The sequence below is a fragment of the Polaromonas sp. P1_G1 genome, from assembly GCF_056405595.1.
The window spans coordinates 24,905-46,509 of the sequence record NZ_JBFUBU010000006.1; the positions used below are offsets into that span (position 1 = coordinate 24,905).

General features: G+C 64.8%; 23 protein-coding genes. 8 read left to right on the plus strand and 15 right to left on the minus strand.

All coding sequences use genetic code 11. The features are described 5' to 3' along the window. Positions 1 to 166 precede the first annotated feature (166 nt). The 3 genes from AC1D1Y_RS03755 to AC1D1Y_RS03765 all read right to left on the minus strand — a co-directional run bounded on the left by AC1D1Y_RS03755 (position 167) and on the right by AC1D1Y_RS03765 (position 4,620). Positions 167 to 991, minus strand: a complete 825-nt coding sequence (locus tag AC1D1Y_RS03755) for a hypothetical protein (RefSeq protein ID WP_477681167.1) — start codon at positions 989 to 991, stop codon at positions 167 to 169. Between the two features lie 96 nt (positions 992 to 1,087). Then, a complete protein-coding gene (locus AC1D1Y_RS03760; protein WP_477681168.1) occupies positions 1,088 to 2,173 on the minus strand; it encodes a patatin-like phospholipase family protein in 1,086 nt (361 codons plus the stop codon). Between the two features lie 80 nt (positions 2,174 to 2,253). Then, positions 2,254 to 4,620 carry a Tex family protein gene (locus tag AC1D1Y_RS03765; protein WP_477681169.1) on the minus strand — a complete coding sequence of 789 codons (2,367 nt, stop codon included), beginning with the start codon at positions 4,618 to 4,620 and terminating at the stop codon, positions 2,254 to 2,256. A gap of 187 nt (positions 4,621 to 4,807) precedes the next feature. Between AC1D1Y_RS03765 and AC1D1Y_RS03770 the strand changes: the two genes are divergently transcribed. The 8 genes from AC1D1Y_RS03770 to serA all read left to right on the plus strand — a co-directional run bounded on the left by AC1D1Y_RS03770 (position 4,808) and on the right by serA (position 10,019). Then, entirely contained in the window at positions 4,808 to 5,326 is a 519-nt protein-coding gene (locus tag AC1D1Y_RS03770) for a hypothetical protein (RefSeq protein WP_477681170.1), read from the plus strand. 88 nt (positions 5,327 to 5,414) lie between these two features. Beyond that, positions 5,415 to 6,182 (plus strand): DUF1223 domain-containing protein, encoded by a 768-nt coding sequence (locus AC1D1Y_RS03775; RefSeq protein WP_477681171.1) that lies wholly within the window; start codon positions 5,415 to 5,417, stop codon positions 6,180 to 6,182. A 44-nt stretch (positions 6,183 to 6,226) separates the two neighbouring features. Next, the gene (locus AC1D1Y_RS03780; protein WP_477681172.1) at positions 6,227 to 6,721 is read left to right on the plus strand and encodes a GNAT family N-acetyltransferase; all 495 of its coding nucleotides are present in this window, start codon (positions 6,227 to 6,229) and stop codon (positions 6,719 to 6,721) included. A gap of 65 nt (positions 6,722 to 6,786) precedes the next feature. After that, positions 6,787 to 7,131 carry a GlpM family protein gene (locus AC1D1Y_RS03785; protein ID WP_477675413.1) on the plus strand — a complete coding sequence of 115 codons (345 nt, stop codon included), beginning with the start codon at positions 6,787 to 6,789 and terminating at the stop codon, positions 7,129 to 7,131. Positions 7,132 to 7,143: 12 nt separating this feature from the next. Next, positions 7,144 to 7,656, plus strand: coding sequence for a hypothetical protein (locus AC1D1Y_RS03790; protein ID WP_477651855.1), 513 nt, complete (start codon positions 7,144 to 7,146; stop codon positions 7,654 to 7,656). 33 nt (positions 7,657 to 7,689) lie between these two features. After that, positions 7,690 to 8,175: a rod shape-determining protein gene (locus AC1D1Y_RS03795; protein ID WP_477651856.1), complete on the plus strand. Its 486-nt coding sequence runs from the start codon at positions 7,690 to 7,692 to the stop codon at positions 8,173 to 8,175. Next, a complete protein-coding gene (locus tag AC1D1Y_RS03800; protein WP_477681173.1) occupies positions 8,172 to 8,690 on the plus strand; it encodes an MOSC domain-containing protein in 519 nt (172 codons plus the stop codon). The genes AC1D1Y_RS03795 and AC1D1Y_RS03800 overlap by 4 nt, the downstream gene beginning before the upstream one ends. 99 nt (positions 8,691 to 8,789) lie before the next feature. Beyond that, positions 8,790 to 10,019: a phosphoglycerate dehydrogenase gene (gene serA / locus AC1D1Y_RS03805; RefSeq protein WP_477681174.1), complete on the plus strand. Its 1,230-nt coding sequence runs from the start codon at positions 8,790 to 8,792 to the stop codon at positions 10,017 to 10,019. Positions 10,020 to 10,021: 2 nt separating this feature from the next. Here the strand turns inward: serA and AC1D1Y_RS03810 are convergent, their stop codons facing one another. The 12 genes from AC1D1Y_RS03810 to AC1D1Y_RS03865 all read right to left on the minus strand — a co-directional run bounded on the left by AC1D1Y_RS03810 (position 10,022) and on the right by AC1D1Y_RS03865 (position 21,562). Beyond that, entirely contained in the window at positions 10,022 to 10,618 is a 597-nt protein-coding gene (locus tag AC1D1Y_RS03810) for a DsbC family protein (RefSeq protein ID WP_477681175.1), read from the minus strand. A 45-nt stretch (positions 10,619 to 10,663) separates the two neighbouring features. Continuing rightward, positions 10,664 to 11,503, minus strand: a complete 840-nt coding sequence (locus AC1D1Y_RS03815; protein WP_477681176.1) for an alpha/beta fold hydrolase — start codon at positions 11,501 to 11,503, stop codon at positions 10,664 to 10,666. After that, positions 11,503 to 12,408, minus strand: coding sequence for an SDR family oxidoreductase (locus tag AC1D1Y_RS03820; protein WP_477681177.1), 906 nt, complete (start codon positions 12,406 to 12,408; stop codon positions 11,503 to 11,505). Before AC1D1Y_RS03820 ends, AC1D1Y_RS03815 begins: the two co-directional genes overlap by 1 nt. A gap of 83 nt (positions 12,409 to 12,491) precedes the next feature. After that, positions 12,492 to 12,947: a GNAT family N-acetyltransferase gene (locus tag AC1D1Y_RS03825; protein WP_477681178.1), complete on the minus strand. Its 456-nt coding sequence runs from the start codon at positions 12,945 to 12,947 to the stop codon at positions 12,492 to 12,494. Beyond that, complete coding sequence (locus AC1D1Y_RS03830; protein ID WP_477681179.1) at positions 12,944 to 13,882, minus strand: glutathione S-transferase family protein; 939 nt, start codon at positions 13,880 to 13,882, stop codon at positions 12,944 to 12,946. Before AC1D1Y_RS03830 ends, AC1D1Y_RS03825 begins: the two co-directional genes overlap by 4 nt. Before the next feature lie 27 nt (positions 13,883 to 13,909). After that, positions 13,910 to 15,550: an isovaleryl-CoA dehydrogenase gene (locus AC1D1Y_RS03835; protein ID WP_477681180.1), complete on the minus strand. Its 1,641-nt coding sequence runs from the start codon at positions 15,548 to 15,550 to the stop codon at positions 13,910 to 13,912. 177 nt (positions 15,551 to 15,727) lie between these two features. Then, positions 15,728 to 16,744, minus strand: coding sequence for an NADP-dependent oxidoreductase (locus AC1D1Y_RS03840; protein WP_477681181.1), 1,017 nt, complete (start codon positions 16,742 to 16,744; stop codon positions 15,728 to 15,730). A gap of 52 nt (positions 16,745 to 16,796) precedes the next feature. Further along, a complete protein-coding gene (locus AC1D1Y_RS03845) occupies positions 16,797 to 17,252 on the minus strand; it encodes a PaaI family thioesterase (RefSeq protein WP_477681182.1) in 456 nt (151 codons plus the stop codon). A gap of 5 nt (positions 17,253 to 17,257) precedes the next feature. Beyond that, positions 17,258 to 18,049: an SDR family oxidoreductase gene (locus AC1D1Y_RS03850; RefSeq protein WP_074574258.1), complete on the minus strand. Its 792-nt coding sequence runs from the start codon at positions 18,047 to 18,049 to the stop codon at positions 17,258 to 17,260. A gap of 192 nt (positions 18,050 to 18,241) precedes the next feature. Continuing rightward, positions 18,242 to 18,472: a hypothetical protein gene (locus AC1D1Y_RS03855; RefSeq protein WP_477681183.1), complete on the minus strand. Its 231-nt coding sequence runs from the start codon at positions 18,470 to 18,472 to the stop codon at positions 18,242 to 18,244. Beyond that, positions 18,472 to 20,295 (minus strand): acyl-CoA dehydrogenase, encoded by a 1,824-nt coding sequence (locus AC1D1Y_RS03860; protein WP_477681184.1) that lies wholly within the window; start codon positions 20,293 to 20,295, stop codon positions 18,472 to 18,474. The genes AC1D1Y_RS03855 and AC1D1Y_RS03860 overlap by 1 nt, the downstream gene beginning before the upstream one ends. Positions 20,296 to 20,386: 91 nt before the next feature. Further along, on the minus strand, positions 20,387 to 21,562 hold the full coding sequence (locus AC1D1Y_RS03865) for an acetyl-CoA C-acyltransferase (protein WP_477681185.1): 1,176 nt from the start codon (positions 21,560 to 21,562) through the stop codon (positions 20,387 to 20,389). Positions 21,563 to 21,605 lie beyond the last annotated feature (43 nt).

Consider the following 21,605-nt stretch of genomic DNA (forward strand, 5'->3'; position numbering starts at 1 on the left):
TGTATTTCGGCGGAGATGTAGGGGACAACGCTCTGAAGATAGGGGTGATGGTCGGCGCATGAAGCTGCTCAACAGGCCTTAACCTGAAGGGACTGGATTTGCGCCATATCCGGCAGCGCCAGCAGACCTGCCATTCCCCGGCCAGTTGCGTGCCGGCATGGTTTCCTTAAAGTCCGCAAATACCGGTGCATTCACTGGTTGACATCGCGACCATGATTTTCTCAAAGAGAGGTCGAAGAACCAATGACTCTTTAATTCGGCCAGACTCCATAAATGCGATCAGTTGCTTGCGTTGTGCAGGCTTGATGATCGATGCGTATTGCACCGCGTTCCTGGCGAGCGCCTCCATGATATGGACTGCATGGGGCTCGTCGACCTCCGCGTCGTTCACCGCCTTGAGAAAACCATGGTACGCACCAAAAGCGCCATTTCTCGCGTCCTGCGCGCCGGCTCGGCGAATTGGCGTAATGTCTTCCGGTTTGAGGGACGTCAAATACTCACCGAGCAACGACACCTGTTTGGCCATGCAGTTCAGCTGAAAGGTGTGCAAAAGTTCGAGTTCCCGCGAATAGGTTCTCAGATTCAGCAAGACTGCCTTTACGGCTTTGTCGACTGCCTCTGCGTCGCCTTCCGTCGGTTTCAAGAGATTCACGTTTACGAAGGTATACAACTTAACCAGCGTCGAGGTCTGCACGCACATCTCAAGAAGCGCGGGTAGTTCTTGCGTGGCATAGGTCTGTGCATCCAGAAAATGCTCAGTGTTTGAAAGCACCTTCAGAAGGCGTGCGACATTTTTATCACGAAGCTGCGGCATTCGCGGCCCTTCGGCAAGCGACACATCGGCAAGTTGCAAAAACTCTACGTAGGCGACTTCGTAATCGACAAAGTTTCCGGCTTGTGCGCCTGCACAGGCGCCTGACCACAGTGCAATCGACAAAACCAGTTTTACCCATACACCGTGATAGCCGGCGTTGCACCTAAAAATCTGCATGATTTCCCTCAAATTCCAGTTATTTCTGTTCGACGTGCAGGCTGAGCCACTGGTGCCGGTGCAGAGAACGCTTCTTGTTGTGGGCAGTTGATCAGGTCAGATAGCCTGCAACTGAGACATATCCGGCCGCGCCAGCCATTCCTGCCACTCCTCGGCCAGCTGCGCGCTGGCCGCGGTTGCGGTGCTCCAGGCCTTGACCCTGGCCTGTAAATCCGGCCCGTAGCGCACAAAGTCCGTGCGGTCGGGCAGCTTGCCATTGGGCAGGGTCTTGATCCAGTCCGGGTCGGGCGCCAGCAGCACCATGTTGTCCAGGAAGTGCGTGGCCTTGTGGCGCCATTTGAGGCCTTTGTCCAGCCAGCCCGGCACCACGGATTTCTGGAAATGCGGGTAAAGCACCAAGCCCGCCCCGGCTGCACCCAGCTCACTCGCGTAATTCAGGTGCAGGTGGTAGTCAGTGATACCGCCGTCCCAGTAAGCGCCGGGCGGCCCGCCGGGCACGTTGTGCACCGAGCGCAGCACAAAAGGAATCGAACAGCTGGCCTGCAGCGCGAGCTTGAAGTTGTCCTCGTTGAGGTCAACCTGCCGTGTGCGGTAGTCGCTGGTGGCAAAGGGCAGTTTGGCATCGGGCGTGGAAAACACCACACGCTCCAGCCAGGCGCCCATGGCCTTGCGGTGCAGGCTGTTGGTGAGGAAGGCGCCCAGGTAACCCAGCGGCGTGGCCAGCTTGTGCTCGCGGCCCAGCAAATGCCGCCCGCGTGAGGTCACGATGTGCAGCCGGTAGCGCGGGTGTTGCAGCACCTCATGCACGCGGCCGCGATAAAACTCTTTGAGGCTCTGGCCGAATTGCTCGCTCACGAAATCCGCCGTCGGGCGTTTCTGGCCGGGCTGCAGTTCGTAATGCTGGTGGATGTAGTCGTGCTCCAGCCGCGCAAAACCGGCCGCCGGGTCGTTCAGGCAGGCCGTGGCCATGCGCCAGGCGCCTATCGAAGCGCCCACCAGGTGCACCGGGTGATCGGTTTTTGCGAGCCAGTCGCCAAAGATAAAACGGTCCAGCGCGCCCAGGATCAGGCCCTTGGGGCCGCCGGCCGCACCTGGCACCACGCCGATGTCTTTGGGTTGCAGGCCGTGCTGTTCGATGTGCCGGCGCGCCTTGGGGCCGGCGTAGATGCGAAGGGCTTTCATGGGGGCTTTGAGTGCAGCCGTATTGGAGCATCAGGCAAGGCGCGAGGCTGTCCTTTATGGGACCGCCGCGCCCTCCCCGCTTACTTCTTGAGCGCCGCCAGTTTGCTGAAGGCTGACTCCATGGCCGTGGCAGCCGCCGGTTGCGGTGCGCCGGTGCGCCCGCCGCCATAATTTCCGCCACGGTTCTGCCCGCCGGGCGGCCGTGCGCTTTCAAAGCGGTTGTCGCGCGGGCCGTCACGGCGCGCCGGCGCGGCGTCCAGCTTCATGGTCAGGCCGATGCGCTTGCGCGCCACGTCGACCTCGGTCACGCGCACTTTCACGATGTCGCCGGTCTTGACGACTTCGCGCGCGTCGTTGACGAACTTGTTGGCGAGCTGGCTCACATGGACCAGGCCGTCCTGGTGCACGCCGATGTCGACAAAAGCGCCGAAGGCCGCGACGTTGCTGACCGTTCCTTCCAGCGTCATGCCCTCTTTCAGGTCCTTGATGTCTTCCACGCCCTCGTTGAAGCGCGCCACCTTGAAGTCGGGGCGCGGGTCGCGGCCGGGTTTTTCGAGCTCGGTAATGATGTCTTTGACCGTGATCACGCCGAACTGCTCGTTGGCGAACAGCTCGGGCTTCAGGGTCTTGAGCATCTCGGCGCGGCCCATGAGCTCAGCCACCGGCTTGCCGGTGTGGGCCATGATTTTTTCAACGACCGGGTAGGTTTCGGGGTGCACGCCCGTCATGTCCAGCGGGTTGCTGCCGCTGCGCAGGCGCAAAAAGCCCGCGCTTTGCTCAAAGGTCTTGGCACCCAGGCCGGTCACCTTGAGCAAATCGGCGCGCGAGCCGAAAGCGCCRTTGGCWTCGCGCCAGCGCACCACCGACTTGGCGACGGTCTGCGACAGGCCCGAGACGCGCGCCAGCAGCGGTACGCTGGCGGTGTTCAGGTCCACGCCCACACTGTTCACGCAATCCTCGACCACGGTGTCCAGGCTGCGCGCCAGGTCGCTCTGGTTCACGTCGTGCTGGTACTGGCCCACCCCGATGGACTTGGGATCTATCTTCACGAGTTCGGCGAGCGGATCCTGCAGGCGGCGCGCGATGCTGGCTGCGCCGCGCAGGCTCACGTCCACGTCGGGCATTTCCTGCGAGGCGAATTCGCTGGCCGAATACACCGAGGCGCCGGCCTCGCTGACCACCACCTTGTCGATCACCTGCTCAACCTTGGCCATGCCCTTGATCAGGTCGGCGGCGAGCTTGTCGGTTTCGCGGCTGGCCGTGCCGTTGCCGATGGCGATCAGGTTCACGCCGTGCTTTTCGCAGAGCTTGGCCAGGGTATGCAGCGAGCCGTCCCAGTCCTTGCGCGGCTCGTGCGGGAAGACGGTGGAGGTCTCCACCAGCTTGCCGGTGGCGTCGACTACCGCCACCTTGACGCCGGTGCGWATGCCSGGGTCCAGKCCCATCACSACGCGCGGGCCGGCGGGCGCYGCCAGCARCAGGTCGCGCAGGTTGTCGGCAAACACCTTGATCGCSACCTTCTCGGCSTCTTCRCGCAGGCGGGTGAAGAGGTCGCGCTCCAGCGAAAGGCTGAGCTTGACGCGCCAGGTCCAGGCCACGGCCTTGCGGATCAAGTCGTCGGCCGGGCGCGCCTTGTGGCTCCAGCCCAGGTGCAGCGCGATCTTGCCTTCGGCGATGCTCGGTTTGCCTGGCTCGGCTAGCTCGGGCAGCAGCAGCTTGGCGTCCAGGATTTCCAGGCCGCGGCCGCGGAACACGGCCAGTGCACGGTGCGAAGGCACGCGGCCGATAGGTTCGTCATAGTCGAAGTAGTCGCGGAACTTGCTGTTGTCTGTGTTGTTCTCGTCCTTGCCGGTGACCAGTTTGGAGCTGAACAGCCCTTCGCTCCACAGCCAGTTGCGCAGCGACTGCACCAGGCCCGCATCTTCGGCCCAGCGCTCGCTGAGGATGTCGCGCACGCCGTCCAGCACGGCCTGCACAGTGGTGAAGTCGTCGCCGCTTTCGTTCTTCTCGGCCTTCACAAAGGCCGCGGCCTCGTCGGCCGGCACCAGCGACGGGTCGGCGAACAGCTTGTCGGCGAGCGGCTCGATGCCGGCCTCGCGCGCGATCTGGCCCTTGGTGCGGCGCTTGGGCTTGAAGGGCAGGTACAAGTCTTCCAGGTCCTGCTTGGTGGCGGCGAATTCGACCGCCGCGCGCAGCTCGGGCGTGAGCTTGCCCTGCTCCTCGATGCTTTTGAGCACCGCCTCGCGGCGCTCTTCGAGCTCGCGCAGGTAGCCGAGCCGGTATTCGAGTTCGCGCAGCTGGATGTCGTCCAGCCCGCCGGTGGCCTCCTTGCGGTAGCGCGCGATAAAGGGAACGGTGGCGCCGCCGTCGAGCAGCTCCACGGCCGTCTTGATCTGGTGTTCCTGGACTTTGATTTCTGCCGCGATCTGGCGGATGATTTTTTGCATGTCGGGAAAAAGGGCTGAAAAGCTGGAAAGAATGAAACAGGAATGAGCGGCCAGGGCGCGGGGTTTCGCGAACCCACAAACTGACGCCAAGGGTCGGCATTGTCCCACAGGCAAAACGGGACATCCCTTCGAATAATGGGTAGCGGCTGAAAAGCAATTTCTTACATTTATTCAAGGGGAGACGGACATGAGAATTCGCACGATATTGCTGGTGGTGGGCATCCTGCTGCTGTCGGGCCTGGTGGCCCTCAATCTGGACGAGTTCACGCGCGTGAGCATGCTGAGCCTGGGCTTTACCACCGTGCAGGTCTCGCTGGGCCTGCTGATGTTGCTGCTGCTGGTAATCGCCACCGTGGTCTTCCTGGCCACCACGCTCTACATGCAAAGCACCCACCTGCTGGAAACCCGCAAGTACTCGCGCGAGCTCAACACCCAGCGTGAACTCGCCGACAAGGCCGAAGCCTCGCGCTTCACCGAACTGCGCAGCTACCTGGAAGTCCAGGCGCTGGCCGCGCAGCACCGCGAAGCCGCCGCGGCCACCGTGCTGGCCGAACGTTTCGCCCAGCAGCAACAGGCCTTGCTGGCGCGGCTCGAGCAAATCGACAACAGCGTGGCGGCCCATGTGGGCCAGCTGGAAGACCAGCTTGAGCGCCGCAACGGCATGGGCAGCTCGCAAAAAGACCACCTGACCATGCCGCTGGTGTAAGAAACCCCGGCATCGCGCGACCAATGGCCACCAGCAGGCGGCCGCACTTTTCGGGTGCGGCGCCTGTTCAATGCCCCTGGAGATGCCCATGCCAACCCGTTCAAACCCACGTATCCATTCGATCCATTCGATCACGGCCCTCACCTTGCTGTCCGTGAGTTGCGGCGCCTTCACGGCGCAAGACGCCTGCACCACTGCATCGGGACCGACCGTCACGCCGGTGATAGAGCTCTACACCTCCGAGGGCTGCAGTTCCTGCCCGCCCGCCGACAAATGGGCGTCCTCGCTCAAGGGTTCGGGCATGGTGGTGCAGGCCTTTCACGTCGGTTATTGGGACTACATCGGCTGGGTCGACCGCTTTGCCGCGCCGGCCTACACCAAACGCCAGCACGAAGTCGCCGAGCGCAACAAGCTGCGCAGCGTCTATACCCCGCAGGCAGTGCTCAATGGCCAGGATCTGCCCGCCTGGGGGCCCAGGCCGCCCGGCGGCAAGGAGCCGGCGCGCGCGGCCATCGTGCTGACGCGGCTGGGCGCCGACCAGTTTGAAGCCGTGGTGACGCCGGTGGCCGCGCGCCAGCTGTCGCCTTCATGGTCGGCCTACTGGACCGTCACCGAACACGGCCACAACTCCAAAGTGCAGGCCGGCGAAAACACCGGCGCCTTCCTCAAGCACGACTTCGTGGTGCGCCAGTACACCCAGGCAGGCGACTACAAAAGCGAGGGCGCCTCGCCACAAAAGCTCAGCTTCCGCAGCATCGCCGCCACGCCCGGCCATGAACGCCAGGTCAACCTCGTGGTGTTTGACCCCAAGACCGGCAAGACCCTGCAGGCCGTGAGCCTGCAATGCCCCGCCTGAAGACTTTGTGACCAGGTCCGGCAGGCCTGCCGCACAATGGCGCAATGGAATCCTCGCCCGCGCCCTCTTCTTCTTCGCCGCCGGGCCTGCGCCCGCCTGAGGCCGCCGACTACCTGGCGCTGGGCGGCTGGGTCAAGGATGCCGACACCTGCCTGCGCTGGGCCGGCCCCAGGCTGAAATATCCGTTCAAGCCGGCACGGCTCGCGCAATTGCTGGCCGAGCCAGGCGCCCACAGCTTTGTGATGAGCCGCGGCCCGACGGCGCCGGCGCTGGGGTTCGGGCAGTTCTGGGTGCGCGATCCCGGGGCGGCGCACCTGGCCCGCATCATCCTGGCCCCGCAAGCGCGCGGCCAGGGCCTGGGCACCACGCTGTGCGAGTTGCTGATGGCCGAAGCCGCGCGCGCCACCGGCGCAAGCGCCTTCACCTTGCGTGTCTACCGCGACAACGACCCGGCGCTGGCCATTTACGAACGCCTGGGTTTTGTGGGGGTGCCGGGCCTGTCGGATGAGCGGGTTCTTGCCATGCGCAAGGAATCCTAGGCCCTGCCACCGTTCGCTAAACTGTGGMGCATGCCCTACTTCCGCCCCGCGCGCCCTCTTCGCGCATGATGTCCTTGTTCCTCAAATGCCTGCTGGGCGCGCTGGCCGTGCTGCTGATCGCCCTGTTGTCCCGATCGCGCAACTTTGTCATCGCGGGCCTGGTGCCGCTGTTCCCCACCTTCGCGCTGATCGCCCATTACATCGTGGGCAGCGAACGCCATGCCGCCGACCTGCGCGCCACCGCGCTGTTCGGCCTGTGGTCGCTGCTTCCTTATGCGGCCTATCTGCTCACGGTCTACTGGCTCAGTATCCGCGCCTCGCTGACGGTGACGCTGGCCGCCGCCACGCTGGCATGGGTCGTGGCAGCCGGCGCATTGCTGCTGGGCTGGAGCCGCGCCTACCCCACATGAAATGAAAGCCGCATGAACAGGCTCAAAAAAATACTCCGGGGATTGCTGCTGGCATCCGTCGCGCTGTTCCTGCTGTTCGAGGAATGGGGTTGGGAGCCACTGGCCGCCGCTTTCGCGGCGCTGGGCCGGCTGCCGTGGTGGGCGCGGCTGGAACGCTTCATCACCCGCCTGCCGCCCTGGGCTGCGCTGCTGGCCTTCGGCGTTCCCGTGCTCGCGCTGATCCCCCTCAAGTTGCTGGCGCTTTACCTCTTCGGCCAGGGCCACATCACCACAGGCCTGGGCTTGATTCTTGCTGCGAAACTGGCGGGAACGGCCATGGCAGCCCGCCTGTTCCAGCTCACGCAACCGGCGCTGATGCGCATGGCCTGGTTCGCCCGGCTTTACACACCCTGGAAAGCCTGGAAAGACAAGGTCATCGCGCAGGCCAGGGCCTCCTGGGCCTGGCGAGTGGCGCGCCGCTTGAAGGGCCGGGTCAAGCTGGCGGGCGCCAGGCTGCTGGCGGCGCTCAAAGCCGCGCTGTCATGATGAAAATTCAAGCCCACTGAAATTTTTCGCACCATGTTCGACCTCTTCAAACCTCCTCTGTACATACGTCTCTCGCCGTTTCGCCTGACGGTGCGTAACGTCAAGACGGGTGAGTTCATCTCCGAAGTGCCCGAGATCGCTGTCTCGCGCGGGCCTAAGCCCAAGGTGCTGGGCGCAGGCGACGAGGCGGCGCCTTACAAGTCCAGCAAGTCGGCTGAGGTGCTCAACCCTTTCAGCCACCCGCGTTCGCTGGTGTCCGACTTCACCCGGGGCCAGCAACTGCTCAAGGCCTTTGTGAAGAAGCTGCCCAAGAGCTATGTCTTCGCCGCATTGCCCCGCATGGTCGTTCATCCCCAGGGCGAACCGGCCGGCGGCTTTACGCAGATAGAGATACGGGCTTTGCACGAAATGGCCCTGGGCGCCGGCGCCTCGGAGGTCACGATCTGGCAGGGCCAGGACCTCACCGATGAACAGGTGCTGTCGCGCAACTACCCATCCACCGGCCGAGTACTCGAGTGACAACAGGCTCCGCGGACCTGCGCGCGTTGACTCGCGCGTTCCCGCATGCGGGCCGGCTGGAGCGAATTTTCCTGCGGCCTGATCGACGTGTTCCAGTGCTCGCCGTGGAAAGCGCGCTGGCGATCACGGGCCGCGGCCTGGAAGGCGACCGCTACGCCACTGGTGCGCAGGGCGGCAAACGCCAGGTCACCTTGGTGCAGGCCGAACACCTTCCCGTGCTGGCTTCCCTGGCCCGGCGGGAAGCGGTGGATGCCGCGGACCTTCGCCGCAACCTCGTGGTGGCCGGCCTGAACCTGCTGGCGGCCAAATCGCTGTTCAAGGACCAGCCCATGGTGCTGCGCATAGGCGCCGTGGTGCTGGAGATCACCGGCCCCTGCGAGCCTTGCTCTCGCATGGAGGAAGTGCTTGGCGCCGGCGGGTACAACGCCATGCGCGGCCATGGCGGGCTGACGGCGCGCGTGCTGCAGGGCGGCCCGCTACGGGTGGGCGATGCGGTGCTGTGTGAGCCGGGCTGAACGTGTTGCGCTAGCCTGACTGCCCAAACCGTGTGCCGGTATGGGTATTTGGCATGCGTCATACTGGCTGGCCCTTTACTCACCATCTTGCCTGCCTCCATGAACAAAACCTCGGTCGACAAGCACAAAATCAAATTCCTGCTGCTCGAGGGCATACACCCCTCCGCCGTGGAAGTTCTCAAGGCCGCGGGTTATTCCAACATTGAAAGCCTGTCCGGCGCCCTGCCCGACGAGGAGCTCAAGGCCAAGATCGCCGACGTGCATTTTGTCGGCATACGCTCGCGCACCCAGCTCACGGCCGAGGTGTTCGCCCAGGCCGGCAAGCTCGCCGCCGTCGGCTGCTTTTGCATAGGCACCAACCAGGTCGACCTGGTCGCAGCGCGCGAACGCGGCATCGCGGTCTTCAATGCACCGTTTTCCAACACACGTTCGGTGGCCGAACTGGTGCTGGCCGAGGCGATTTTGCTGCTGCGCGGCGTGCCTGAAAAAAGTGCGGTCGCGCACCGCGGCGGCTGGCTCAAGTCGGCAGAGAACGCCTATGAGATCCGCGGCAAGACCCTGGGCATCGTCGGCTACGGCTCCATCGGCACGCAGCTCTCGGTGCTGGCCGAGGCGCTGGGCATGCACGTCGTGTTCTTCGACGTGGTGACCAAGCTGCCGCTGGGCAATGCCCGGCAGGTGGCCCAGCTCAAGGACCTGCTGGCCCAGTCCGACGTGGTGAGCCTGCACGTGCCCGAAACCCAGGCCACGCAGTGGATGATGGGCGCGGCCGAGATCGCCGCCATCAAGCCCGGCGGCGTGCTGATCAACGCCTCGCGCGGCACCGTGGTCGAGATCGAGCCGCTGGCCCAGGCCCTGAAAAACAAAAAACTGCTGGGCGCCGCCATCGACGTCTTCCCCGTGGAGCCACGCAGCAACAAGGACATCTTCGAATCTCCCCTGCGCGGCCTGGACAATGTGATCCTCACACCGCATGTGGGCGGCTCCACCATGGAGGCCCAGGAAAACATCGGCATCGAGGTCGCCGAAAAACTCGTGAAATACAGTGACAACGGCACCTCGACGTCCTCCGTCAACTTCCCCGAAGTCGCCCTCCCCGCCCACCCCGGCAAACACCGCCTGCTGCACATCCACCGCAACGTGCCCGGCGTGCTCTCGGAAATCAACAAGGTGTTCGCCGGCAACGGCATCAACATCGCCTCGCAGTACCTGCAGACCAACGAAGCCGTCGGCTACGTCGTGATCGACATCGACGCCGCGCACTCCGACATGGCACTGGCCAAACTGGCAGAAGTACCAGGGACGATTCGCAGCCGGGTGCTGTTCTAGGCCTACTGCGCCGACACCTGCAAACCCAGCAGTTCCGCCAGCGCGGCCGTCGGCAAGGCGCCTTCCTGCGACACCACCGCGCCGGTCTGCGCATGGGTGCCGACGATGCTGGGGATGCCGCTGAAGCCCAGGCGGGTCATGAGCGCGGTGTTTTTGGCGACGGCGTCTTTTTGCGGGTCTATGCTGCTGGCCGCGCTGATGCCGCCTCGCCCTGCTTTCATGGAAGCCTCATGCTCGTCCATGGCGGCCACGGGGTCGCCGGAGGCCAGCAGGGTCGCGCCTTGCGCGGTGCTGGCGGCGTTGAGGATGCCGACGGGAATCCAGACAAACTTGGCCTGGGACTTGAGTGGCTTGGCGGCCTCCCACAGCACGGCGCAATGCGGGCACTGCGCGTCGAAGAAGACGTAAACGGTGCGCCGGCTCATCTGCGAGCCGACGGTAAACCCTTTGGCCTCGGCCGCGATGGCTTCCACCGAGATGGGTGCGGCTGTTGCTGCAGCCTTTTGCGCGGCGGTGTCGGGGGCGTCATTGCAGCCAGCGAGCAGCAAGGTGCAGGCCGCCAGCGTGGCGGCGAAAAAAGAAGGCAAGGATTTGGGCATGGTGTCGGCCGTCAGTGAACGAGGACCAAGAATAGCCCAGGCGCGCTATTTCGACAGCGCGTCCGCCAATTCACCCGCCAGCATGAAGAATTCCGGCGAGCGCAGCACCGACACATGGGTGGCGTTCATGGCATAGGTCACGCGGGTCTTGAGGCCGCGGGCCTGCAGGGCCCTGGCGTAGCTTTCGCTGAACAGGGGCAAGGTGTTTTCATCCTTGTTGCCGACCACCAGGCTGAGCAGCGTGCCGGACGGTACCTTTCCTGCCTCGGCCAGCGGCGAGAGGCTGGTCCAGGCGCCCTTCTTGCCGGCCGAGCTGCCGCGCCATTGCCGCCACGCGGGCACGTCACAGGGGCAGGCGGCAAGCAGGTAGGCGTCGGCGCTGCTCGGAAAACGGCCGGCCAGCAAGGCCGCCATGGCCGCACCACCCGAATGGCCAACCAGCAGGATCTTTTTGCCGGGGTTCAGGCCGCGCAACTGGCCCAGGGCCGCTGCGGCGATGTCCACGTTTTGCGGCGTGTAATCGTCGTCGCCGGGGCTGGACTGGCCGTCCGACGTACCGAGGTCGCTGCGATAGCCGGGCCGTTGCATGGCCACGGTGACGGCCTGAATTTTTTCCGCGAGCATGGCGGCCGCGCCGCTGTCGGTCTTCAACTCCGTGCGCCCGCCGTTGTCGCCGTGCAGGAAGACGAGCAGCACCTTGGGCGTGACGCGGGCCGAGGCCTGCGCGGGCGCCAAGGTGCGTATCACCAGGCAATGCCGGCTGTCCCCTGCCCGCTCCACGCCGTCGGCCTTTTTACCGTCAGGGCAGGTCGCCTGCTGCGCTGAAACGGCCCAGGGCAAACCTGCTAGCAGCAGGCTGGCCAGAGCCAGGCAGATACGCCGCATCAGGCGCCGCGCAGCGCGGCTTTCAGCTGTTGGCCGATCTCGGGTTTGTCGGCAAACGGATCGGTCGGGTTGCGCGCCTGTAGCACGTCCTCRAGGCGCGTTTGCACCGAGTTGATGGCCTTGGGATGGCTGTAGATGTAGAACTGGTTGTTTGCGATGGCGTCGAAGACCAGCTTTGCCACGTCGGCGGCGGTGACCTTGCCGGAGCCCACGGCCTTGCCCGTCATGGCCTGCTGGATCATCTGGCTTTTGGTGGGCTTATCGCTGGCCAGCTCGGCCGGGCGGTTGCGGTGGCTCATGCCTATGCCGGTGGCCACAAAGAAGGGACACAGGACCGAGGCGCCGACCTGGTCGGTGACGAGGCCCAGGTCCTGGTACAGAGTTTCGCTCAAGGAAACCACGGCATGCTTGCTGACGTTGTAGACGCCCATATTGGGTGGGTTCAGCAGGCCGGCCATGCTGGCGGTGTTGACGATGTGGCCTTGCCAGGCCGGGTCCTTGGCGGCGGCTTCCAGCATCATGGGCGTGAAGATGCGCACGCCGTGCACCACGCCCATGACGTTGACGCCCATCACCCATTCCCAGTCCTTGAGGCTGTTTTCCCAGATCAGGCCGCCTGCGCCCACGCCGGCGTTGTTGAAGACGAAGTGCGGCGCGCCGAAGCGCTCGAACACGGCTTTGCCCATGGCTTCCATTTGCGCGGCGCTGGAAACGTCGAGCTTGAAGGACAGCACCTGGGCGCCTGCGGCCTTCATTTCCGCTTCGGCCTTGTCCAGTGCATCCTGCTGCACGTCGGCCAGCACCAGGTTCATGCCGAGCTTGGCGCCCAGGCGTGCGCATTCCAGGCCGAAGCCGGAGCCCGCGCCGGTCAGCACTGCCGTTTTGCCTTTGAAGTCGGTGATCATTGCGTGTCTTCCTTGATGTCTTGAATACGAAAATTGTCCATGAGACAGGTCCCTGCGCGTGTCACGCAGGCAACTCAGGCCAATCAGGCACCTCGCAGCATTTCAATGTGCGGTATGCGGTCTTCGATATAGGGCTCGCCGTTTTTCACAAAGCCGTGCTGCTGGTAGAACTTCTCCAGCCGCGCCTGCGCGCCTATGCGTATGGCTTGCGGGCCCCAGTGCGCCTGCAGGCGCTCAATCGCCTCTTTCATCAGCACATGGCCGATTCCGCCGCCGCGCGCCGAGGCGTGGGTGACAACGCGGCCTATGCTGGCCTCGGCAAACTTGGCGCCGGCGGCAAAACAGCGCGCATAAGCGGCCAGCCGGCCGTCCCGCACGCCCAGCAGATGCATGGCCTCGGTGTCGGCGCCGTCCAGGTCCTGGAAGGCGCAAGCCTGTTCGAGCACAAAGACCTCGCTGCGCAGCTGCAGCAGTTCGTAAAGCTCCAGCGTGTCCAGCGCGCTGAAGGGCAGAAAACGCCAGGTGATGATGCCGGTCATTCGGGGGTGGCGGCTTTCAGCGAATAGCCTATGCGCGGGAAATGCACGTGCACCGTGCCGGCGCGCGGATCATTGCGGCGCAGCGTGTAGTGCATGCGGGTGGCGGCGATCAGCTCGCCTTCTGTGGGCTCGGGGCCGAAGCTTTCGCTGCTGATACGCACCAGCGTGCCGAGCGGGATGCCGTGTTCGTCCTGGAACAGGTCGTCGTGCAGCGGCGCGGGGGTGGCAGCGGCGGCGGCCGCGATGGCGTCGCCGGAACTGGATTTTTCAGAACTGCCGTGGCCTATGGCCGCCATGCGGTCCATCCAGTCGAGCACGGCGGGCGTGAGCTTGAGGATGCCCGCGAGCACCGGGGTTTGCGTGCGCGTGAACCACAGCGGGTGGTACATCGCAAAATCGGCGATGCAGGGCACGTCGCCCAGCACAAAAGGCCTGTCGTCCAGCATGTCGGAGATGCGCCGCAGGTAGGACTTGTAGGCGGCCGCGGCGTCGCTGGAGCGCAGGCGCGGCATGCCGAAGCTCATGGCCTTGCGGTCTTCGCCGAAAGCGCGCGCGGCTTCGGGCGGCGCTTTTTCAAAAATCTGCGCCGCGCCTTTGGGCTGGGTGTTGAAGGCCATGGAGGTCCAGAACAGCGTGTTGTCGGCCCAGTGCGCGAGCGTGCGCGCCAGGCCCTTGCTGGGCTCGGGGTAGACGCTGGGCATGGGCTGCAAATGCTCGAGCACATCGCTGATCATCGCGGTGTCGCAATAAATGTCGGCGCCGATTTGCAGGATGGGCGTCTTGCGGTAGCCGCCCGTGAGCGCCACCACGTCGGGCTTGGGCATGATCATCGGGATGATGACGGACTTCCAGGCCAGGTTTTTGTAGCCCAGCATCAGCCGTGTTTTTTCGGCGAAGGGCGACGAGGGATAGTGGTGAAGAATCAGCTCGCTCATGGGTGTCTCCAGGATGTTTGGGTTGATTCAGCGGGGCATGGCCCGGGCGATGATGGCGWCGAAATCCGTGCCCGCGCCCAGTGTGCCGAAGGACTGGCCCCAGTTGCCGGCCAGGCGCGAATCACAAAAGGCGGCAAAAACGGCCGCGGGCGCCGTCTGCAACAGCAACGCGGCCTGCACGGCCAGCGCCACGTCCTGCGCSAGGCGGCGTGCCTCGATTTCAGTCGCTATCTCTTCGATGCGCGTCGGCAGCGCCGCGGCCAGCTTGTCCAGCGCCGGGTGCGCGCCTTTGGCGGCGGACAGCTCCTGCGCCAGCGCGGCCACGGCGTCGGCCTTGCGCAGGGCGCGCAGCAAATCGAGCGCCATGATGTTGCCCGCGCCTTCCCAGATGGAGTTGAGCGGCATCTCGCGGTAGACGCGGGCCATGATGCCTTCGCCGCCCTCCTCCACATAGCCGTTGCCGCCCAGGCATTCCATGGCCTCCTGCGCGAAGTGGCTGCCGCGTTTGCAGATCCAGAACTTGGCGACCGGTGTCAGCAGGCGCGCCATCGCGGCCTCGTGCGCGTCGCCCGGGCGGTCGAAGGCGCGGGCCAGGCGTATTGCCAGCGCCGTGGCGGCTTCGGATTCCAGCGCCAGGTCGGCCAGCACGTTGCGCATCAGCGGCTGGTCCACCAGCAGCTTGCCGAAGGCCTTGCGCTGCGAGGTGTGGTTCAGCGCCAGGGACAGCGCCTGGCGCATCAGGCCGCTGGTGCCCAGCGCGCAGTCCAGCCGCGTCATGGTGCCCATCTCGAGGATTTGCGGGATGCCGCGGCCCTCGCCGCCGACCAGCCAGGCCTGCGCGCCTTCGAACTCCACCTCGGAGCTTGCGTTGGCCTTGTTGCCGAGCTTGTCCTTGAGGCGCTGGATGCGGATGGCGTTGAGGCCGCCGTCGGGCAGCACGCGCGGCAGGAAAAAGCAGCTCAGTCCGCTTTGCGTCTGGGCCAGCACCAGGAAGGCGTCGCACATGGGCGCCGAGAAAAACCATTTGTGGCCGGTGATGGCATAACGCTCGCCCCAGCCGTCGAGGCCCGCGGGCTCTGCCCGCGTGGTGTTGGCCCGCACRTCGGAGCCGCCCTGCTTYTCSGTCATGCCCATGCCCATGGTGAGGCCGGCCTTGGCCTGCCACAGCTTGAGTTCAGGGTCGTAGGCGCGGCTGGCCAGCCTGGGAGCCCAGTCGGCGTAGATGGCCGTGTTGCCGCGCAGCGCGGGTGTGGCCGCGTAGCTCATGGAGATGGGGCACAGGGTGGACGGTTCGAGTTCGGTGAAGAGCATGAAGCCGGCGGCGCGCCTGGCATGCGGGCTGGCGTCTTCATCACTCCAGGGCGAACCATGCAGGCCCGCGCCCGTCGCGAGCTTCATGAGCTCGTGATAACTCGGGTGAAACTCCACCTGGTCCACACGCCGGCCGAAGCGGTCGTGGCTGTGCAACACCGGCCCGTGCACATTGGCCAGGCGCGCATGGGTCTGCATCGCGCTGCTGCCCAAGGTGGCGCCGAGCTGCCTCAGCGCTGTGGTGTCCAGCGCGGGCGCGTTGAACTTCAGCGCATCGCGCAGCGGCCGGTTGGTCTCGAACAGGTTGTAGTCAGCCAGCGGCGCGGGCTGGTTGAAGACTTCATGGGTGGGGTTCATCACTTTCCTTTCCACAGCCTGGTTCGATCACGGTGCGTGAACGTAGCGACTCTTCATGCCAGCCGGGGCCGCGGGACTGGCTTTGCCAGACCGCAGGCGCAGCGACCCCTCTCGTCATGAAAGGGGCAGGAAGACGCCGCAGGCTACACGCAGTGCGCGACCGTGGGGGCCACATATCTAGATGAGCTTGACGATCTGCTTGCCGAAGTTTTTACCTTTGAGCAATCCAAGAAAGGCCTCGGGGGCCGATTCAATCCCTTGCGCCACGGTTTCGCGCGGGCGCAGCTTGCCGGTGCCCACCAGCGTACCGAGTTCCTTGAGCGCTTCGGGCCAGACTTCCATGTGCTCGGCCACGATAAAACCTTGCAGCTTGAGGCGGGCGGTCAGGATCAATGCCGGGTAGGCCAGCGGCATGGGCCGGCCGTCGTAGCCGGCGATCATGCCGCACAGCGCGATGCGGCCGAAGGCGTTCATGCGCGGCAGCACGGCGTCCAGCACCATGCCGCCGACATTCTCGAAATAGCCGTCGATGCCGTCGGGGCAGGCATCGCGCAAGGCCTTGGACAGCGAGGCCGCATCGGCGTGCAGCTTGTAGTCTATGCAGGCGTCAAAGCCGAGTTCATCAACGGCATATTTGCATTTGTCGGGTCCGCCCGCGATGCCCACGGTGCGGCAGCCGCGGGCTTTCGACAGTGCGGCAAAGGCGCTGCCCACGGCGCCGGTGGCGGCACTGATCACCATGGTCTGGCCGGCTTTGGGTTCGATGATTTTGACCAGGCCGTACCAGGCGGTCACGCCGGGCATACCGACCGCGCCCAGGTAATGCGACAGCGGCACGTGGGTGGTGTCGACCTTGCGCAGCGCRCCGGGCTGGTCGGCGCTGACCACGCTGTACTGCTGCCAGCCGCCCATGCCGACGACCTTGTCGCCGGGCTGGAATTTGGGCGAGCGGCTTTCGACCACCTCGCCGGCCGTGCCGCCAATCATTACCTGGCCCAGCGGCTGCGGTGCGGCATAACTTTTGGTGTCGTTCATGCGGCCGCGCATATACGGGTCCAGGCTCAGGTAGTGGTGGCGCACCAGCACCTGGCCGTCCTGCAGGGGCGGCGTGTCGCTGGAGACCAGCATGAAGTTGCTCGCGCTGGCCTCGCCGGTGGGACGGTTGTCGAGGWGGATTTGCTGATTGATRGGCATGGGGGTCTCCTGTTGTGTATTGGGTGCCGCGGCTGCGGCATGACTGCGGATATCAGTCCGTGGAAATCGCGCCACCGGAGGAATCCGGTTTATCGGCCGCGGGCTTGCGTTTGACGTACTTGAAAGTTCCGGTCGAATGCGCGCAGGCCTGGCCCAGCACATCGTAAAGCGTGGCCTCGGTAAAGGCCATGGTGGCCGTGCGGTGCATGAGCCGGCCCCTGGCCGTCAGCCGGCTGCCGTCGCCGGGCGCCGGACGCATGAAGCTGGTTTTCATCTCGATGGTGACCACGCCCATGTCTTTCTGCACGCTGCGCGCGGCCGTGGCCATGGTCACGTCCAGCAGCGTCATGATGGCGCCGCCGTGCGTCACGGCGAAAGAGTTGAGGTGCTCGGCTTTGGGCGCATAGCCTATGGCCGAAGCGCCGCCCGTGAACAACTCGAGCTCAAAGCCCAGGTGATTGACAAAGGGGATGTCGGCGCCGAAGTCCATGACTTCCTCCCAGCCCATTTTGTTCAGCCGCCAGTGACGACGGACACGCCGCCGTCCACCGCCAGCCACTGGCCCGTGATGTGTTTGCCGGCGTCCGAGGCGTAAAGCACGCACAGGCCTTTCAGGTCCTCGTCATCGCCCAGGCGGCCCAGCGGCGCGTGCGAGGCGAGTTTTTCCTCGCCCAGCGCTTTCAGCGTGCCCACGGTCATCTTGCTCGGGAAAAAGCCTGGGCAGATGGCGTTGACGGTGATGTTGTACTTGCCCCATTCGCAGCCCAGCGCGCGCGTGAAGTTGACGACGGCGCCCTTGGAGGTGTTGTAGGCCACGGTGGTCATCTCGCGCGGGTTGCCGCCCAGGCCGGCGATGGAGGCCACGTTGATGATGCGGCCGGACTTGCGCGCGATCATGCTGTGCTTGGCGATGTGCTGGCTCAGGATGAAGTAACCGCGGATGTTGAGGTTCATGACCTTGTCCCAGGCTTCGACCGGGTGGTCTTCGGCGGGCGCGCCCCAGGCGGCGCCGGCGTTGTTGACCAGGATGTCGACGTGGCCCAGGCGCTTGATGGCCTCGTCGGCCAGCGCGCGGATGTCTTCTTCTTTCGAGCAGTCGGCGGCAATCCAGTCGACGTCAATGCCGGCGGCTTTCAGTTCAGCGGCGGACTCGATGAGGTCTTCAGCCTTGCGCGAGCTCAGGATGACCTTGGCGCCGGCTTCGCCCAGCGCCTGGGCCAGTTGCAGGCCCAGGCCGCGCGAGCCGCCGGTCACGAGGGCGGTCTTGCCTTTGAGGTCGAACAGTTGCTGGATGGTACGGGTCATGGAGGGTCTCCTGGAGTGTTGTTCATGCATCGCCCTTTTATGCCGGGCGTGGATGATGATGTTGAAATGAGGTTGGTGTCAGGCAGCCGCGGCTGCGATGTTTTCACTTGCGTTGGACTTCGCCATATTGGCACAACATCGAGGCCGTCGCAGTCCCTGCTGTCATGGCGGCGACTTGGCTTTGGGCGCCGCTCAGGGCCCCACGTTGATGCGCGAACGCACGTAGATCAGCACAAAACCCACCGCCGCGACGACCCCGCCGGCGACCACCATGGACCAGCCGATGGCGTCGTCCACGCGTTCGACCGACAGGCCCAGCACCAGCGTCAGCAGCCCGCCGTAGATCAGCACCCAGATCAGGGCCTGCAGGCGCGCCACGTTCTTGTTGGAAACAGGGTCGGCGGACGGTTTGAAAAATGCCATTAAAAAGCCTCCTCGGGCAGGTCGGCGCAGGTCAGGTCGCGGTTTTCAACCACCTTGAGCCAGGCGTCGATCTTCGGTAATTCGTAATGATAAAAGTAGCGCATGGCCCCCATTCTTCCCGTGCGCGGTGCATCCTGCGGTAAGGAAAGGCTGGCCAGCGCCACGTCCAGCCACAGCCACGCCAGCACGGTGTGGCCGAAGGCCTGCATATAGGGTACCGCATTGGCCAGGGCCTCGCCCGGCTCGCCGGTGGCCCAGGCCGCCTTGGTGGCGCTGCCCACGTGCTGCAGCGCCTTGCCCAGCGCATTCGCGTGCACCGCGAGTTCGGGCCGCTGTATGGCTTTTTCAATCGTGGCGTTGATGCGTCCGGCCAGCAGCTGCAGCCCCCTGCCCCCTTCCATYAGCACCTTGCGGCCCAGCAGGTCCATGGCCTGGATGCCGTGCGTGCCCTCGTGGATCATGTTCAGGCGGTTGTCGCGCCAGTACTGCTCCACCGGGAAGTCGCGCGTGTAGCCGTAGCCGCCGTGCACCTGGATGGCCAGGGAATTGGCCTCCAGGCACCATTCGCTGGGCCAGCTTTTGGCGATCGGCGTCAGCACCTCGAGCAGCAGGCGCGCGTCGTCGGCGGCCTGGCCGCCGGCCGTGTGGTGTTCGTCGACCAGGCGCGCGCAGTACAGCTCCAGCGCCAGCGCGCCTTCGCAATAGGCTTTTTGCGCCAGCAGCATGCGCTTGACGTCGGCGTGTTCGATGATGCGGATCTGCGGCTGGGAGGCGTCCTTGCCGCCCACACCCACCGGCCGGCCCTGCGGCCGGTTTTTGGCGTAATCAAGGCTGGCGTAATAACCCGCCATGCCCAGCATGGTCGCAGCCGTGCCCACGCCTATGCGCGCCTCGTTCATCATGTGGAACATGCAGCGCAGGCCTTCATGCGGCTTACCCACCAGGTAGCCGACGGCGCCGGCCCGGCCGTCCACCGGATACTTGCCTTCGCCGAAGTTGAGCAGCGTGTTGGTGGTGCCGCGCCAGCCCAGCTTGTGGTTCAGGCCCGCCAGCGCCACGTCGTTGCGCACGCCGGTGAGTTCACCTCGGGTATCGACCATCTTCTTGGGCACGATGAACAGCGAAATGCCGCGTGTGCCGGCGATCAGTTTGCCGTCCGGCCCCGGTATTTTGGCCAGCACCAGGTGGATGATGTTGTCGGTGAGCTCGTGCTCGCCGGCCGAAATCCACATCTTGTTGCCCTTGAGGCGGTAACGCGCACCCAGCGGATCGGCCTCAAAGCCCTCACCGTCGGGCACGGCCCGCGTGGTCACGTCGCTCAGCGAGGAGCCGGCCTGCGGCTCGGACAGACACATGGTGCCCGAGAAGCGGCCCGAGAACTCATTCTTGGCGAAAACTTCCTTTTGCAGCTCGGTGCCATGCACCATCAGCAGGTTGGCGTTGCCGGTGGTCAACAGGCCCGAGCCTATGCTGACCGAAGCCATCGCGAAGAAGGCATTGGCCGCCGCTTCCACGGTATAGGGCAGCTGCATGCCACCGACGTCATAGTCCTGTGCGGCGCTGAGCATGCCGGATTCGGCATAGGCTTTCTGCGCGTCGTGTGTGGCTTGCGGGAGTATGACTTTTTCGCCGTCGAAATGCGGCTCCTGCATGTCCACCGTGCGGTTGAAAGGCGCGTATTTCTCGCGCGCGATGCGCTCGCAGGTGTCGAAGACCGCATCAAAGGTCTCGCGCGAATGGTCGGCGAAGCGCGGGCGCTGGTTCAGCGACTCGGCGTCCAGCCAGTGGTAAAGCAGGAAGTCGAGGGTGGGCCTGAGGCTCATGACGGCCTCCCCGGCGCAAGGGCGGGCGGCAAGGCAGGAAACGCCTGCCCTTTCTGAAGGAGCAGGGTTTCATTCATGGTGTTCGCCCGGTTTAAAGGACTTCGTAAACGCCGGCCGCGCCCATGCCGCCGCCGATGCACATGGTCACGCAGACGCGCTTGGCGCCGCGGCGCTTGCCTTCGATCAGCGCGTGGCCGGTCAGGCGCTGGCCGGTCACGCCGTAAGGGTGGCCGACGGCAATCGCGCCGCCATTGACGTTGAGCTTGTCCATCGGGATGCCCAGCTTGTCGGCGCAGTACAGCACCTGCACGGCGAAGGCTTCGTTGAGTTCCCACAGGTCGATGTCGCTGATCTTCAGGCCCAGCTTGGCCAGCACCTTTGGAATGGCGAAGACCGGGCCAATACCCATCTCGTCGGGTTCACAACCGGCGACGGCAAAGCCGAGGAAGCGGCCCAGGGGCTTGAGGCCCTTCTTTTCGGCGAGGGTTTCGTTCATGACGACCACGGCACCGCCGCCGTCGGAGAACTGGCTGGCATTGCCGGCCGCGATCACACCGCCGGGAATGGCCGGCTTGATGCCGCTGATGCCTTCCTTGGTCGTGCCTTCGCGAATGCCCTCGTCCTTGCTGACGGTGACCTGCTTGGTGGTCAGGCCCATGATTTTGTCGGCCACACCGGCCGTCACGGTGATGGGCGCGATTTCGGCTTCAAACAAGCCGGCGGCCAGCGCGGCCGTGGCTTTTTGCTGGCTCAGCGCGCCGTATTCGTCCATGCGGTCGCGCGAGATGTTGTAGCGCTTGGCGACCTGCTCGGCGGTCTGCAGCATGTTCCAGTAGATCTCGGGCTTGTTCTTGGCCAGCCAGCTTTCCTGCAGCATATGGGTGTTCATTTCCTGCTGCACGCAGGAGATGCTTTCGACGCCGCCGGCCACGTAGATGTCGGCTTCGCCGGCGATCACGCGCTGGGCCGCCAGGGCGATGGTCTGCAGGCCGGACGAGCAGAAACGGTTGACCGTCATGCCCGASACGGTGACGGGGCARCCGGCGCGMAGSGCGRYYTGGCGCGCGATGTTGGCGCCGGTMGCRCCTTCGGGTGTGGCGCAGCCGATGATCACGTCATCGACTTCTGCCGCCTCGATGCCGGCGCGCTTGAGCGCGTGCTCGACGGCGTGGCCGCCCAGGGTGGCGCCATGCGTCATGTTGAAGGAGCCCTTCCAGCTTTTGGCCAGGGGGGTGCGTGCGGTGGAAACGATTACTGCTGAAGTCATGGAAATCTCCGGAATCTGGTGCGTTGTCTGAACGTTGATCTAG